The following is a 14,299-nucleotide window of genomic DNA, read 5'->3' as shown; positions in this document are numbered from 1 at the left end:
CTTGGGTGCGGCGTGTTGCGGTTGCGTGCTTCCCCTGGGGGCTCTGCCCCCAGACCCCCGGCAATCTGATCCGGGGGTGGCGCCGCCCGTAGGTAGATGGCACGCCTGTTGCGTTGGGCGGCTGCGCGTTGCTTAGTCGGGTGCGTTGGCGGTGGGGTCCCGTCACGAGTCGCACCAGGAGCTGGCCACATGCAGGTAGGGGTGTCAAGCGGACGAAGAGCGTGTCCGCTTGACACCCCTACCTGCATGCAGCAGGAGCTGTGGTGCGACTCGTGACGGGACCCCACCGCCCAAGCCGTATGGGAAAGACGGCTCGCCTTCGGCATCGCGTGGGGTGGGGGTGCCTTTGGCGTCCTCCTTAGGACTTCCTGCGGGCCCCCTCGGGCCATACGACCTCGATCGGCACGCCTGATGCTCTGGCCTGTTCCACCACGTCCGCCGTGCCGCCCTTGCCCTGGGCCGGTACGCCGTCCCACACCGCCACCAGGACCTCCACGGAGGCGAGCATGCGTTCGTTCGCCGCCACGTAGGCCAGGCGTCCGCTCGACATGTGCGGGAGGACGCTGACCACGGTGGCCGCTGCTCGGAGTTCGTCGTACTCGGGGACCTGGTGTGGTTTCAGGCGGTCCCGGTAGTCCAGGGCGGGGAGGACCACCTCCACCTGGCCGCCCAGGTCCAGGACCGCTCTGGCGAAGACCTGGTCTGCGCCTGGGGCCAGGCAGGTGACGCCCACCAGGGTGCCGCCCAGTTTGGTGAGGGTTTCGGTGATGGCGGCCTGGACTGCCGGGACGCATTCCGGGACCAGGTTGCTGTGGCCGGTGATGCCTACTCGCATCATGCTGTCCGGATCGCTCTGATCGCGTCCCTGGTGTCCTGCACGGCGGGGATGTGGCGGTGCTGTGCCGCTTCCTTCGCGAAGTCCTCCAGTTTGCGCAGGACGCGTCCTGAGGAGAGCTTCGCCGCTGTCGGCAGGACCTCGTTGATCAACCCGCACGCTGCCTCCGGGTCTCCCGCCACCATTTTGGTGCGCGCCAGTCCGATCACGTCGAAGGCGCGGTTGCGCACCTTGGACGGGTCACGTAGTGCCAGGGCCCGCCGGATGTGCTGTTCGGCGAAGACTGCCTGGGTGGGGTCGTGCATCGCGAGGTCGCGGCATCGGGCGCCGATGACGCCCTCCAGTTCGGCCTCGTCGAAGCTGTGCAGGTAGCGGGGTTCGTTGTCCGCGTCCCGTTGGGCGAAGCTGTCCTGTGCCAGGCCCACTGCCTGGTGGAACTCCCTGGTCTTGCCCATGCTGGCGTAGGCCCAGGCCTCGCGGGTGAGCAGGAGCGCCTTGAGGGTCGGCGTGCCTGTTCGGCGGGTGCCGTACTGGCCCAGTTGGACCAGCTCCAAGCCGTCCTCGGGGCGGCCCAGGTCGAACATCTGCCTCGCCATGGCGGCCAGGCAGAGGGCCGCGAAGCCGTCGTTGTGGCCCGCCTTGGCCATGCGGACGGCCAGCACGTAGTAGCGCTGGGCCGCGTTGTGCAGGCCGGCGTCGAACGACATGCTCGCCGCCACCTTCGACAGTTCGGCGCCGATGAAGAACGCGCGTTCCGTCGTCGGGCCGGACGGGGCCCGGCCCAGGCGTTCGGCCAGTTCGTCCAGCTGGCCCAGGACGGCCTTGCGGGCCAGTCCGTAGCCGCCCCGGCCACCCCAGCCGCGCAGGCCGTCGGCCACGCGCTGCAACGCGAAGAGCTCCTCCTCGCTGATCGCCGAGTGCGACGACCACTTCGACAGGTTCTGCAGGGGGTGCAGCCACCGCTGCAGCGGTTCGACCAGTGCGGACCCCACCGTCACCGCGGCGGCTCCTGTGAGCGCCGCTCGTCTGCTGATCGCCAAGTCGCTCCTCGCCGTCTCCTCGACCGAACGTGCGATGCTCGTCGCCTCCCAGGGGGCGGCGAGCACGTCTGGCGGGCCCGTTTCGGGGGAGCCCACCTGAGCTGGGATGACGACTCGGTCGAACCACAGTCGTTCGCCAGGTACACCGAGCACTTGCGCGAAGTGGCGCAGCCGGTCGAGGCGGTCGATCTGGTTCTCGCCCGACTCGTAACGAGAGAGCTGCGCCTGGCTGATGCCGAGCCACCCGGCCATGCGGTCCTGGGTGACGCGGCTCAAGTGCTGGGGGTGGTGCCGGTACGCCGAGATCAGCGCACCCATGTCGCGGTCCGTGCACGCGGCGGCGATCGCGGGGTGGTCCCAGAAGTCGTTCGGGACCTCAGGTGGTCCGTGCACGTCCGCACGAGCGTTGCGGCGGCACCGGTGACACAGCCGATCGGGGTTGTCGGCGGCGATGAACGCTCCGCACGGGCAAGCGCGTCTGGATCTGGGTGTCGCTGAATCCATCGGCCTCGCCCCCGTCACTGAGCGTTTCCCCAGTGTACGGACGTGTGATCGTCAGTCCATCCATCTCATGCATAAGACGTAATGGATTCGCGTGTCGCAGTTCTGGTGCCCCCGTGCGGTGGATGAGCTTCATACGCCTGATGCATGAGGCGCATGCATCAGGCGAGTGGTGTTGGCGGAAGGCGGGAAGGACCCTGCTCTCGTCAGGCTGCGGGTCGATCCCCGTGGCCGTGGCCAGTGCCACCCACCAACGGGGAGGACAACCGCCGATGAGCCTCACAGCCGCGGAGACCGGTACCGGAAGTGCCGGGATCCCACAGAACAGAGGACACGCACGTGCGATCGGCGAGGCCGTCGCCGGATACCGGTTGCTCGGCTGGCAGGTGACAGTCACGGAGCAGGGCGTCTTCCTGCCCCTGGGCCCCGCCACGACAGCACTGGCGATGCCGGCGCGGATCGGGTCGCGCGTCCTGGCCGACCTGAAGTCCCGCATGCTCGCCGGGCCGGTCACGGTCATCCCCGGCCCCCGCGAGCACTGGATCTTCCTCGCCGAGCTGGTGGCGCTGCTGCCCACGCACCTGAAGGCGCCGCCGGAGGTCCAGTTCGTGCGCTCGCCGCACCGGATCGCGCTCCCGCCGACGATGACCAGGTACGGATCGCTGCGCTGGGCGAACCCGCCGTCGCACTCGCGGCACTGGTTCCCGCCGTTCACGGCCGTGCTCGCCCTGGCCCGCCAGGCGGCCGCGGAGGACCAGCGCCGATAATCGGTGCTCGTGGATCGCAGAACGGTGTTGTTGTGTGGGCTCGCCGCCGCCTTGAGCGCCTGTGGCGAGCCCGCTCCTCGCAAGACGGGTGGTGCCGGCACCGCCCGGCCGGGGGACCGGGTCGTCGCGGTGTCCCAGGTGCCCTCGGGTTCCGGACTCCTCGTGGACATGCCGGGAAACGCCCAGCTGTTGGTCGTGCAGTCCCGATCGGGTGAATTCCGCGCGTTCAACCCCTCGTGCCCACATGTCGGTTCCTTCGTGAATCCGCCCGCCGGTGGCGCGATCACGTGCCCTTTGCACGGGAGCACTTTCGACCCGTCCACCGGAGAAGTCCGCAAAGGACCTGCGACTTCGGGGTTGGCGGAGGTCGCTCTCGTCCGTTCCGGTGATGATTTGGTGCTCGGCTGAGACCTGTGCATTTGCTGTGCATCGTGCGTCTCGCTGAACTTTGGCGAACCGATTCGCGTAATGCTGTGGTGTGACCCCGAACACCCACCACCACGGAGGATCGGTCGTGAACACCGAAAGCCTGGTCAGCAGGCGGGCGGCGCTGTGCGGAATCGCGGTTGCCCTCGCCGTTCCCAGCGGGCTCGTGACGGCGTGCAGTTCCACCCCGGCCGGTTCCGGAGACACCACGCCCACCCAGGGCGGATCGACCCCCACCGGATCCACCGGATCCACGGGTTCCGCCGGCACCAGCGGTACCGCGCTGGTCGCCCTGGCTGACGTGCCCGAGGGCGGAGGGGCCGTCGTCGACGCCCCCGGCGGCAAGAAGATCGTCGTCGCGCGCATCTCCGCGACCGAGGTGAAGGCCTTCGACGCGACCTGCCCGCACCAGGGTTCGATGGTCGCGGAGCCTTCCGGCGGCACCATCACGTGTCCTTCGCACGGAAGCCAGTTCGGCGCTTCCGACGGCGCCGTGAAGAAGGGGCCCGCGACCACCGGGCTGCGCGCGGTCTCGGTGAAGGTCGACGGTGACCAGGTGGTCCTGACCTGACCCTTTCTGTTTTTGTCGGACCACGTCGATAGTCTTGGCGGCGTGGCAGATCCCTCGACGTACCGCCCCGCGGTGGGCACGATTCCTGAGGCTCCCGGCGTCTACAAGTTCCGCGACGCCGGTGGCCGGGTCGTGTACGTCGGCAAGGCGAAGAGCTTGCGCAGCAGGCTGAACTCGTACTTCGCGGATCTGGCCGGGATGCACCCGCGCACGCGGCAGATGGTGACGACGGCGGCCTCCGTCGAGTGGACGGTCGTCACCACCGAGGTCGAGGCGCTGCAGCTCGAGTACAACTGGATCAAGGAGTTCGACCCGCGCTTCAACGTCCGGTACCGCGACGACAAGTCGTACCCGGTGCTGGCCGTCACGCTGCACGAGGACTACCCGCGGCTGCACGTGTACCGGGGGCCGCGCAAGAAGGGCGTGCGGTACTTCGGGCCGTTCGCGCACGCGTGGGCCATCCGCGAGACGCTGGACCTGCTGCTGCGGGTGTTCCCGGCGCGCACGTGCTCGGCGGGCGTTTTCAAGCGGCACAGCCAGATCGGCCGCCCGTGCCTGCTCGGGTACATCGACAAGTGCTCGGCGCCGTGCGTGGGCAAGGTGTCGGCCGACGAGCACCGCGACATCGTCCTCGACTTCTGCGACTTCCTGGCGGGCAAGACGGACAACATGGTCCGCCGCCTGGAGCGGGAGATGCTGCAGGCCTCGGAGGAGCTGGAGTTCGAACGCGCGGCCCGGCTGCGCGACGACCTGGGCGCGTTGCGCCGTGCGATGGAGAAGCAGGCCGTCGTGCTCGGCGACGGCACGGACGCCGACGTGATGGCGTTCGCGCAGGACGAGCTCGAGGTCTCGGTCCAGGTGTTCCACGTGCGCGGCGGCCGGGTGCGCGGCCAGCGCGGCTGGGTGGTCGACAAGGTCGAGGCCGTCGACGACGGCGCCATCGTCGACCAGTTCATCATGCAGTTCTACGGCGACAACACGGAGAGCACGCCCCGCGAGGTGCTCGTCCCCGTGCTGCCGGACGACGCGACGGCACTGGAAGAACTGCTGTCCGAACAACGGGGCTCCCGCGTCGCCCTGCGCGTCCCGCAACGGGGCGACAAGCGCGCCCTGATGGAGACCGTGGCCCGCAACGCCTCGGAAGCCTTCGCACAGCACAAACTCCGCCGCGCCGGCGACCTGACCGCGCGCTCGGCGGCCCTGCAGGAGATCCAGGACGCGCTGGCCCTCGACACCGCGCCCCTGCGCATCGAGTGCATCGACATCAGCCACGTCCAGGGCACCGACGTCGTCGCCTCCCTGGTCGTCTTCGAGGACGGCCTGGCCCGCAAGTCCGAGTACCGCCGCTTCGCCATCCGCGAGGCCGCCACCGAGGGCGACGTCGCCTCGATCGCCGAGGTCGTCCGCCGCCGCTTCCAGGCGATGCTCCGCGAGACCGCCTCCGGCGGCCCCAACCCCGGCATCGACCCGGACACCGGCAAACCCCGCAAGTTCGCCTACCCGCCCAACCTCCTCGTGGTCGACGGCGCGGGCCCCCAGGCCGCCGCCGCCTCCGACGTCCTCACCGAACTGGGCATCAACGACGTCGCGGTGGTCGGCCTGGCGAAGCGCCTGGAGGAGGTCTGGGTCCCCGGCGAACCGGACCCGGTCATCCTCCCGCGCACCAGCGACGCCCTGTACCTGCTCCAACGGGTCCGCGACGAGGCCCACCGCTTCGCCATCGCCTACCACCGGCAGAAGCGCTCGAAGCGCATGACCACCTCCGAGCTGGACGAGGTCCCCGGCCTGGGCGAGACGCGCAAAGCCGCGCTGCTCAAGCACTTCGGGTCGGTGAAGAAGCTGCGACAGGCCACAGTGGACGAGATCAGCGACGTGCCGGGGGTGGGGCGCCGCACCGCCGAGGCGGTGGTGGCGACGCTGGCTTCGGCGGCCGGGAAGGCTTGACGGGGCGGCACCGTGGCGTTGGGAGCGATCGGCTCCAGGGCCGGGTGCTGCGGGAAGAACGTTGCACGCCAACGGGTTGTTCGGGCTGAGTTGTCCGGTGCGAGCAGGTGGGTGCGAGGTGCGGTGTGGCTGAGGTGGGAAGTGCCTCCCTTGCCGGAGTCACCGGGGAAGAACCGGAACCCTGCCCGCGTCCACGTCGTGGTGGGGTGGCCTGTCCGTCCCACCGGCGAGACGCGGACCACCGCGAGCCCGGCCCGGTGTCGTACCGGGCCGCGCGGACGAGGCGTGGCGGGCCGAAGCGCGTCCGGCCGGGCCGCAGCCGGGAGCGAAAGCGGCACTTCCCCACCCGTCCCACCCGCCGCACCGGCCTCACCCACCCCGCGAACAGACCGCCGACCGGGTGAGGATCGTGATCGCGGCCACGACGCGCCCCACTCAACCGCCGAACCTGCCGCACCCGGCAGCCGTTCCGAGGGAGACTCAGGGGAGGGGCCGCCCGGTCGTGGCGCCGCCCCGGCAACGAGTTGGCCCAAACGAGAGCGCCCTGAGCGCGCTCATGAACAGGTAACGGAGTCGTAGTCGTGAACGCGGAGAAGTCCGGCATCGAAGTCGCCGTGGTGACCGGGCTGTCCGGTGCGGGCCGCAGCACCGCGGCCAAGTGCCTGGAGGACCTCGGCTGGTTCGTCGTGGACAACCTGCCCCCGGAACTCATCGCCACCATGGTCGAGCTCGGCGCCCAGGCGCGCGGGGCCATCACCAGGGTCGCCGTCGTGATGGACGTGCGCAGCCGCGCGTTCACCGAGGACCTGGCCGCCATCATCAAGGACCTCGACGCGCGCGGGTACAAGCCGCGGGTGCTCTTCCTCGAGGCCACCGACGCCGTGCTGATCCGGCGGTTCGAGGCGGTGCGCCGCGGTCACCCGATGCAGGGGGACGGGCGGTTGCAGGACGGCATCGAGGCCGAGCGGATCCTGCTCACGCCGCTCAAGCAGGAGGCCGACCTGGTGCTCGACACCAGTGCGCTCTCCATCCACCAGCTGCGGGCCAAGATCGAGGACTCGTTCGGCACCGAGGCGGCCACCAGGACCAGGGTCACGGTGCTGAGCTTCGGCTACAAGTACGGGCTGCCGATGGACGCCGACCTCGTCATGGACGTGCGGTTCCTGCCGAACCCGTTCTGGATCCCCGAGCTGCGCGAGCAGACGGGTCTGGATGGTGAGGTGCGCAACTACGTGCTGTCCCAGGAGGGCGCTGACGAGTTCCTTGATCGGTACCACGAGCTCCTCAGGCTCATCGGGGCCGGGTACCGGCGTGAGGGCAAGCGCTACCTGACGCTCGCGATCGGCTGCACCGGCGGCAAGCACCGCAGTGTGGCCCTGAGCGAAGAGCTGGCCGGGCGGCTGGCGAGCGAGGACGGCATGGCCGTGAAGGTCGTGCACAGGGATCTGGGACGTGAGTGACGAAGTTGAAAGCTGTTGCTTTGGGCGGCGGGCACGGGCTGCACGCGACGCTGACCGCGCTGAGGAAGGTCACCGACGACGTGACGGCCGTGGTGACCGTCGCGGACGACGGGGGTTCCTCGGGACGTCTGCGGCGTGAGCTGTCGGACCTGCTGCCGCCGGGTGACCTGCGCAAGGCCATGGCGGCGCTGGCGGGGGAGGACGAGGCCAGCCAGCGCTGGACGTCGTTGTTCAAGCACCGGTTCGGCGGCACGGGGGCCCTCGCGGGGCACGCGGTCGGCAACCTGGTGATCGCCGGGCTGCTCGAGCAGCTCGGCGACCCGGTCGCGGTGCTCGACCTCACGAGCAGGCTGCTCGGCGTCAAGGGCAGGGTGCTGCCGATGTCGAACGACCCGCTCGACATCGAGGCCGACGTCATGGGCCTCGACGAGGACGTGACGGACGTGCGGCGCATTCGGGGCCAGGTCGCCATCGCGACCACTCCGGGGCTGGTGCGGCGCATCCGGCTGACTGCCCCGAACGGGCGACCTGCCGGCTGTCCGGAAGCAGTACAGGCTGTACTTGACGCCGATCTCGTGCTACTCGGCCCGGGGTCGTGGTTCACCAGCGTGTTGCCGCATCTGCTGGTGCCCGATCTGCACGACGCGCTGGTCCGCACGCGTGCCAAGAAGGTCCTGGTGCTCAATCTCGTCCCCCAACCGGGTGAAACCGCTGGTTTCTCTCCGGAGCGGCATTTGGACGTAGTCTGCGAACACGCACCCGAGCTGAAGGTGGACGCGGTGATCGCCGACGTCGACTCGGTCCCCACCCCGGACCGGCTGACGCGAGCCGCCTCGGCACTGGGTGCGCGTACGCATCTGGCGAAGATCGCCGCACCGGACGCCGCTGAACGGCATGATCCGGAGGCGCTTGCCGGTTGTCTGAGGCAAGTGGTCGAGGAGACCGGAGCAGGAGGGACGAGCCCGTGGCGATGACGTCGGCGGTCAAGGACGAGCTGAGCAGGCTCGCGGTATCCAAGACCTGTTGCCGCCGCGCGGAGGTGTCCTCCCTGCTCAGGTTCGCGGGCGGCCTGCACATCGTGTCCGGCCGGGTCGTCGTCGAGGCCGAGCTCGACCTGGGATCCGCGGCCCGCAGGCTGCTCAAGGAGATCCAGGCGCTCTACGGCCACCACGCCGAGGTCTTCACGATCCAGTCCAACGGCCTGCGCAAGGGCACCCGGTACGTCGTCCGCGTGGTCAAGGACGGCGAGGGACTGGCCCGCCAGACGGGTCTGCTCGACCCGCGCGGCCGTCCGGTGCGCGGTCTGCCCGCGCCCGTGGTGTCCGGTGGCGTGTGCGACGCGGAGGCCGCGTGGCGCGGTGCCTTCCTGGCGCACGGCTCGCTGACCGAACCGGGCCGCAGCTCGTCGCTGGAGATCACCTGCCCCGGTCCGGAGGCGGCGCTGGCACTGGTCGGCGCGGCACGCCGGATGGGCATCTCGTCCAAGTCGCGCGAGGTCCGCGGGGCCGAGCGCGTGGTGATACGGGACGGCGACGCCATCGGGGCGATGCTGACCAAGCTCGGCGCGCACGACAGCGTGATGGCGTGGGAAGAGCGCCGGATGCGGCGTGAGGTCCGCGCGACCGCGAACAGGCTGGCGAACTTCGACGACGCGAACCTGCGCCGCTCGGCCCGCGCGGCCGTCGCGGCGGCCGCACGGGTGGCGCGGGCACTCGAGATCCTCGGCCCGGAGGCGCCGGACCACCTGGCCGCCGCCGGTCAGCTGCGCCTCGCGCACCGCCAGGCGTCGCTCGAGGAGCTGGGCCAGCTGTCGGACCCGCAGATGACCAAGGACGCGGTGGCAGGCCGTATAAGGCGTCTTCTGGCCATGGCGGACAAGCGGGCCAAGGACCTGGGACTGCCGGACACCGAGTCCGCGGTCACCGCGGACATGCTCGAAGCCGAGGTCTGAGCAGCGGTGAGGGCTCTCCGGGCCCTCACCCCACCGGCTGTCCGTTGCCGCGACGGCAACGAAGGTGGCCGGGATTCCGGCACGGCTGGCACGGTCGGACCATGATCGACGAACGCCTCGCGGCATGAACGTCTTCCTCACGGGCGCGAGCGGCTACATCGGCGGAGCCGTCGCGCGGAGACTGGTCCGCGCCGGCCACACCGTGCGCGGTCTGACCCGCACCCCCGGCGTGGCCGGTGCTCTGGCCGCGGCGGGGATCGAGCCGGTCGTCGGCGACCTCGGCGACGTCGCCCTGCTCGAGCGGGAGGCCCGGCGGGCGGACGCGGTCGTCAACACCGCCGACAGCGACCACCGCGGCGCCGTCGACACCTTCGTCGGCGCGTTGCGCGGCTCGGGGAAGGTCCTGATCCACACCAGCGGCACCAGCGTGATCGGTGACGACGCCCAGGGCCGCAGCGCCTCCGGCACGGTGTTCGACGACGCCGTGCCGTTCAGCCCAGGCGACCACCCCGTCCGGCGTGCCCGCTACGACGTCGACCGCGCTGTGACCGACGCCGGCGACACGGGGCTGCGCACGGTCGTGCTGTGCAACTCGCTGATCTACGGCAACGGCACGGGCCCCCGCCCGCAGACCGTGCTGATCCCGCCGCTGGTCCGCCAAGCCCTCGGCAGCGGAGTGGTCCGGGTGGTCGGACGCGGCCTCAACCGCTGGTCGACCGTGCACGTCGACGACGTGGCCGACCTCTACCACCTGGCCCTCACCGATCCCGCGGCCACGGGGTTCCACTTCGTGGAGGGCGGTGCGGACGCCTCGTTCGCGGAGATCAGGGAGGCGATCGCCCGCCGCCTCGGCCTGGGGCCCATCGAGCCGTGGGACCTGCGCTCCGCCGGTGCCGCGTGGGGCGAGGGGTTCGCCCGCTACGCCCTCGGCGCCAACAGCCGGGTCCGCGCCACCCGCGCCCGTGCCCTCGGCTGGCGTCCCTCCCGCCCGTCCGTCGTCGACTGGATCGAACGCGACATGCCCCTGCCGTGACGCCTAAGAGGTCTGCCGGCCCGCCCACACGGCGAGCTGGGCGCGGGACCGGAGCCCCAGCTTCGACCGCGCGTGCGTGACGTGCCGGGCGACGGTGTGCGGTGAGATGCCGAGCCGCTGCCCGATCTGCCGGTTCGTCAGCCCCTCCGCGACCAGCGTCGCCACGTGCCGTTCGCGGGCGGAGACCACCCCGTCGGAATCGGCGGGCGGTTGTGCGGTCAGCGCGTAGGAGATGGCCTGTGCCAACGACATCCGCTCGCCCGTCGACTCGGCCGCCCGCAGTCGTGCGGCGCTGATCCGCTCGCGGCAGACGGCGCGCGCGTCGTCCAGCAGGGCCTGCCAGTACGGCTCGGCGCGGAAGTCGTAGCGGGTGCGGACGACGGCGGCGGACGTCAGCAGCGAGAGCGCGCGTTCGTCGTCGGACCCCACACCGAGCAGGCCGAGCGCCAGCCCTTCCAGGTCGTAGTACTGGTCCACGGGGTGCTCGGAGCCGGCCTGCAGGCCTTCGCGGAACAGTTCGACGGCCTCGGGAAAGCTCTTGCGCGCCAACGCGATCGCGCCCGCGGTGTGCAGGACGGGGTTCAGCATGTGCGGCAGGCCGATCAGGCGGGTGAGCGTCAGCGCCTCGCGGACCAGCGGAGCCGCCCGGTCGGCGAAGCCGTGCTGCAGCAACGTCCAGCCGTAGGAGTTCAGCAGGATGGCCCGCGCGAGCTTGTCGTCCGGCTCGCGCAGCAACGCGGCGGCCTCGTCGAACAGCCGGTAGGCCAGTTCGGGATCACCGGTGTGGGCCTCGGCGGAGGCGAGCACCTCGAGCGCGCGGGCGGTCGTCCCCGGACGGCGGCCGTCGGCCCGTTCGATCGCCAGCGACTCCTCGGCGAACCGCCGGGTCGCGTGCCAGCCGCCCCGCGTCCTGTGGTGCATCGCGGCCAGCACCGCGAGGACGCTCCGGTAGGTCTGCGGCATCGGCCGCGACAGGGCCTGGTGCAGCAGCTCGGTGGGGGCGCCGCGAGGGCCGCGCGGGGTCGACGTCCAGGCCGTCGCGACGATCGCGAGCGCATGCCGCGACCAGTCGCCGGTCGCCGCCGTCCTGGCCACGGCCAGGTCCAGCAGGCCCACGTTGCGGTCCAGGCGCAACACCACGGGCGGCGACGGGAAGAACGACGAGATCTCCGGCTCCACGACCGAACACACCCACTCGACGACACGGTCGGCCACGAGAGAGAGATCCCCGTGCGCGATGGCGCGCTCGTGGCAGTAGAGCCGGATCGACTCGAGCTGGCGGAACGTCGTGCGCCCGCCGGCCCGTTCGGCGACCAGCAGCGACTTCTGCTCGAGGCCGCTGAGCAGCTCCAGGGCGTCGGGAACCCCGCAGACCGCGCTCGCCACCCCGAGGTCGAACGGCACGCCCAGCACCGCGAGGCGGCGGGAGGCGGCCTGTTCCTCCTCGGACAGCAGGTCGTAGCTCCAGCCGATCGCGGTCCGCAGCGTGCGGTGCCGGTCGTCGGCGGCACGCGGCCCGGTCAGCAACGCGAGCCGGTCGCCCAGGCGGGCGAGGACGTCGGCGGGCGAGAGCACGGTGGTGCGGCGGGCGGCCAGCTCGATGGCGAGCGGCATCCCGTCCAGCGAACGGCACACGGCCACGACGTCGGCGACGTTCGCGGCGTCCACCTCGAACGAGCGGTCCACCGAGACGGCGCGGTCGCGGAACAGCGCCACCGCGTCGTGGCGCAGCGCCTCGGCGACGTCGGCGTCCGCGGCCGGCAGCGTGAGCTCACCGACCGCGAAGACCTGTTCCCCGGCGAGGCGGAGCGGCTCCCGCGACGTCACCAGGACGCGCAACCGCGGGCAGCGGGCCAGCAACTCCGACACCACGCCGGCGACGTCGGCCAGCAGGTGCTCGCAGTTGTCGAGCACGAGCAACGGCCGCCGGTGCCGCTCGACCTCGGCGACCACCGCGTCGAGCACCGGCCGGTGGGGCAACGGGTGCGCGCCGACCGCGTGGTGGATCGCCTGGACCGCGCCGGACACCGGCGCCAGCGCCACCCACCACGTCTGGTCAGCGCGTCTGTGCACGTGCTGGACGGCCAGCCTGGTCTTGCCCGCCCGCCGGGCCGACCAGCGAGACGAGCCGGTGCGACTCGCCGCGCGCCAGCGAGGCGAGCTCCTCGCGGCGGCCCACGAAGGTGTCGAGCGGCGCCGGGACCGCCTCGGTGAGCGGGGAGTCCTCCCGCCTGGAGGCGCGTTCGCGGTAGGCGCGCTGACGGCACGCGTTGGAACAGTGGCGCCGCCCCGCGACGGGCTCGGTGAGCGGGTTCCCGCATGTCACGCAGGCGGCGGTGGCCGTCATGACTCGACCGTACCGGGCGCGTAACGGCCCGTAACACCCGCTGTTCTGCGTATTGAACGCACCTCCCGGCCGTCGGCACGATCCGGGGATGACAGCGCAGACCGGACCAGGAAGCCCGCTCGTACCGCCCCAGGACCGCCCCGTCGTGGACGAGTGGCTCGCGCGGATCACGGCCGTCGTCGGGAGGGGAGCGCAGGAGACCGGTCCGGAGGCCTGCCGGACCGCCGCGGAGGCGGCGGAGGAACTGAGCGCGTACCTCTGGATGCTCCGCGCCTCGCGCCGCCGAACGGCCTAATCAGGGGCCATTTTTCTGGCTCGATCAAGAGATACGCACTATCCCTGTGACCAGGGACGCAGTTCGGCAGATAGGGTGGGCTTGTTCCTACCAAGCTGAACGCAAGGAGTCAGTCGTGACGGTTCGTGTAGGTGTCAACGGTTTCGGTCGCATCGGGCGCAACTTCTTCCGCGCCGTGAGGGCCGGTGGCCACGACATCGAGATCGTCGCGTTCAACGACCTCGGTGACGTCGCCACGATGGCGCACCTGCTGAAGTACGACAGCATCCTCGGTCGTCTGGACGCCGACGTGCAGGTCACCGATGAGGGCATCTCCGTCGACGGCAAGGTCATCAAGGCCCTCGCCGAGCGCAACCCGGGCGCTCTGCCCTGGAAGGACCTCGGCGTCGACGTCGTGGTCGAGTCGACCGGCTTCTTCACCGACGCCACCAAGGCCCGCGCGCACGTGGACGAGGGCGGCGCCAAGAAGGTCATCGTCTCCGCGCCGGCCAAGAACGAGGACCTGACGGTCGTCATCGGCGCGAACGAGGAGAAGTACGACGGTTCGCAGACGATCATCTCGAACGCGTCCTGCACCACCAACTGCCTCGCGCCGCTGGCCAAGGTCCTCAACGACAGCTTCGGCGTCGAGCAGGGCCTCATGACCACGATCCACGCGTACACGCAGGACCAGAACCTGCAGGACGCGCCGCACAGCGACCTCCGCCGCGCCCGCGCCGCCGCGCTGAACATCGTCCCGACCTCCACGGGTGCCGCGAAGGCCATCGGCCTGGTGCTGCCGGAGCTCAAGGGCAAGCTCGACGGCTACGCGCTGCGCGTGCCGATCCCCACCGGCTCGGCCACCGACCTGACCGTCACGCTCAAGCGCGAGGTCACCGTCGACGAGGTCAACGCCGCGTACAAGGCCGCCGCCGAGGGCCCCCTGGCCGGCATCCTCAAGTACTCGACCGACCCGATCGTGTCGGCCGACATCGTCACCGACCCGCACTCGTGCATCTACGACGCGCCGCTGACCAAGGTCATCGGCAACCAGGTCAAGGTCGTCGGCTGGTACGACAACGAGTGGGGCTACTCCAACCGCCTCGCGGACCTGGTCAAGCTCGTCGCCTCCAAGATCTGAGTTCGGGAG

The 14,299-nt window shown here is 70.9% G+C and carries 14 protein-coding genes; 10 read left to right on the top strand and 4 right to left on the bottom strand.

The features are described from left to right. Window positions 1–358 precede the first annotated feature (358 nt). Both IE307_RS36110 and IE307_RS36105 read right to left on the bottom strand, forming a co-directional pair. A complete protein-coding gene (locus IE307_RS36110) occupies window positions 359–835 on the bottom strand; it encodes a hypothetical protein (RefSeq protein WP_191303925.1) in 477 nt (158 codons plus the stop codon). Next, a complete protein-coding gene (locus IE307_RS36105) occupies window positions 835–2,268 on the bottom strand; it encodes a helix-turn-helix domain-containing protein (protein WP_229905418.1) in 1,434 nt (477 codons plus the stop codon). The genes IE307_RS36110 and IE307_RS36105 overlap by 1 nt, the downstream gene beginning before the upstream one ends. Before the next feature lie 380 nt (window positions 2,269–2,648). Here IE307_RS36105 and IE307_RS36100 point away from each other — a divergent pair, with 380 nt between their 5' ends. The 8 genes from IE307_RS36100 (at window position 2,649) to IE307_RS36065 (ending at window position 10,528) form a co-directional block, all read left to right on the top strand. Further along, window positions 2,649–3,143: a hypothetical protein gene (locus IE307_RS36100; protein ID WP_191303922.1), complete on the top strand. Its 495-nt coding sequence runs from the start codon at window positions 2,649–2,651 to the stop codon at window positions 3,141–3,143. A 3-nt stretch (window positions 3,144–3,146) separates the two neighbouring features. Next, window positions 3,147–3,551, top strand: coding sequence for a Rieske (2Fe-2S) protein (locus IE307_RS47085; RefSeq protein WP_308436431.1), 405 nt, complete (start codon window positions 3,147–3,149; stop codon window positions 3,549–3,551). Between the two features lie 106 nt (window positions 3,552–3,657). Next, window positions 3,658–4,140 carry a Rieske (2Fe-2S) protein gene (locus tag IE307_RS36090; RefSeq protein ID WP_191303919.1) on the top strand — a complete coding sequence of 161 codons (483 nt, stop codon included), beginning with the start codon at window positions 3,658–3,660 and terminating at the stop codon, window positions 4,138–4,140. A gap of 42 nt (window positions 4,141–4,182) precedes the next feature. Then, window positions 4,183–6,084 carry an excinuclease ABC subunit UvrC gene (uvrC, locus tag IE307_RS36085; protein WP_191303917.1) on the top strand — a complete coding sequence of 634 codons (1,902 nt, stop codon included), beginning with the start codon at window positions 4,183–4,185 and terminating at the stop codon, window positions 6,082–6,084. Window positions 6,085–6,686: 602 nt separating this feature from the next. After that, window positions 6,687–7,544: an RNase adapter RapZ gene (gene rapZ, locus IE307_RS36080; RefSeq protein ID WP_191304029.1), complete on the top strand. Its 858-nt coding sequence runs from the start codon at window positions 6,687–6,689 to the stop codon at window positions 7,542–7,544. Between the two features lie 5 nt (window positions 7,545–7,549). Continuing rightward, window positions 7,550–8,518, top strand: a complete 969-nt coding sequence (locus tag IE307_RS36075) for a gluconeogenesis factor YvcK family protein (protein WP_191304028.1) — start codon at window positions 7,550–7,552, stop codon at window positions 8,516–8,518. Then, the gene (whiA, locus tag IE307_RS36070) at window positions 8,509–9,495 is read left to right on the top strand and encodes a DNA-binding protein WhiA (protein WP_089912944.1); all 987 of its coding nucleotides are present in this window, start codon (window positions 8,509–8,511) and stop codon (window positions 9,493–9,495) included. Before IE307_RS36075 ends, whiA begins: the two co-directional genes overlap by 10 nt. Window positions 9,496–9,619: 124 nt before the next feature. Further along, a complete protein-coding gene (locus IE307_RS36065) occupies window positions 9,620–10,528 on the top strand; it encodes an NAD-dependent epimerase/dehydratase family protein (protein ID WP_191303915.1) in 909 nt (302 codons plus the stop codon). A 3-nt stretch (window positions 10,529–10,531) separates the two neighbouring features. On the opposite strand, the gene IE307_RS36060 is transcribed toward IE307_RS36065, so the two are convergent. Continuing rightward, window positions 10,532–12,601 (bottom strand): ATP-binding protein, encoded by a 2,070-nt coding sequence (locus tag IE307_RS36060; RefSeq protein WP_191303913.1) that lies wholly within the window; start codon window positions 12,599–12,601, stop codon window positions 10,532–10,534. Beyond that, window positions 12,585–12,875, bottom strand: coding sequence for a hypothetical protein (locus tag IE307_RS36055; RefSeq protein WP_191303912.1), 291 nt, complete (start codon window positions 12,873–12,875; stop codon window positions 12,585–12,587). Before IE307_RS36055 ends, IE307_RS36060 begins: the two co-directional genes overlap by 17 nt. An 88-nt stretch (window positions 12,876–12,963) precedes the next feature. On the opposite strand from IE307_RS36055, the gene IE307_RS36050 reads away from it, so the two are divergent. Then, the gene (locus IE307_RS36050; protein ID WP_191303911.1) at window positions 12,964–13,170 is read left to right on the top strand and encodes a hypothetical protein; all 207 of its coding nucleotides are present in this window, start codon (window positions 12,964–12,966) and stop codon (window positions 13,168–13,170) included. A gap of 115 nt (window positions 13,171–13,285) precedes the next feature. Then, complete coding sequence (gene gap / locus IE307_RS36045; RefSeq protein WP_191303910.1) at window positions 13,286–14,290, top strand: type I glyceraldehyde-3-phosphate dehydrogenase; 1,005 nt, start codon at window positions 13,286–13,288, stop codon at window positions 14,288–14,290. Window positions 14,291–14,299: the final 9 nt, after the last annotated feature.

The sequence above is a fragment of the Lentzea cavernae genome (genome assembly GCF_014653695.1).
Lineage (GTDB): Bacteria > Actinomycetota > Actinomycetes > Mycobacteriales > Pseudonocardiaceae > Lentzea > Lentzea cavernae.
The sequence above is the reverse complement of the archived record's forward strand: the minus strand, read 5'-3'. Positions and strand labels throughout refer to the sequence as shown.

Coding starts and splice junctions, on each gene's coding strand:
- IE307_RS36055 (WP_191303912.1), bottom strand. CDS start 12,875: ATGACGGCCACCGCCGCCTGCGTGACATGCGGGAACCCGCTCACCGAG.
- IE307_RS36100 (WP_191303922.1), top strand. CDS start 2,649: ATGAGCCTCACAGCCGCGGAGACCGGTACCGGAAGTGCCGGGATCCCA.
- IE307_RS36050 (WP_191303911.1), top strand. CDS start 12,964: ATGACAGCGCAGACCGGACCAGGAAGCCCGCTCGTACCGCCCCAGGAC.
- IE307_RS36065 (WP_191303915.1), top strand. CDS start 9,620: ATGAACGTCTTCCTCACGGGCGCGAGCGGCTACATCGGCGGAGCCGTC.
- IE307_RS36110 (WP_191303925.1), bottom strand. CDS start 835: ATGCGAGTAGGCATCACCGGCCACAGCAACCTGGTCCCGGAATGCGTC.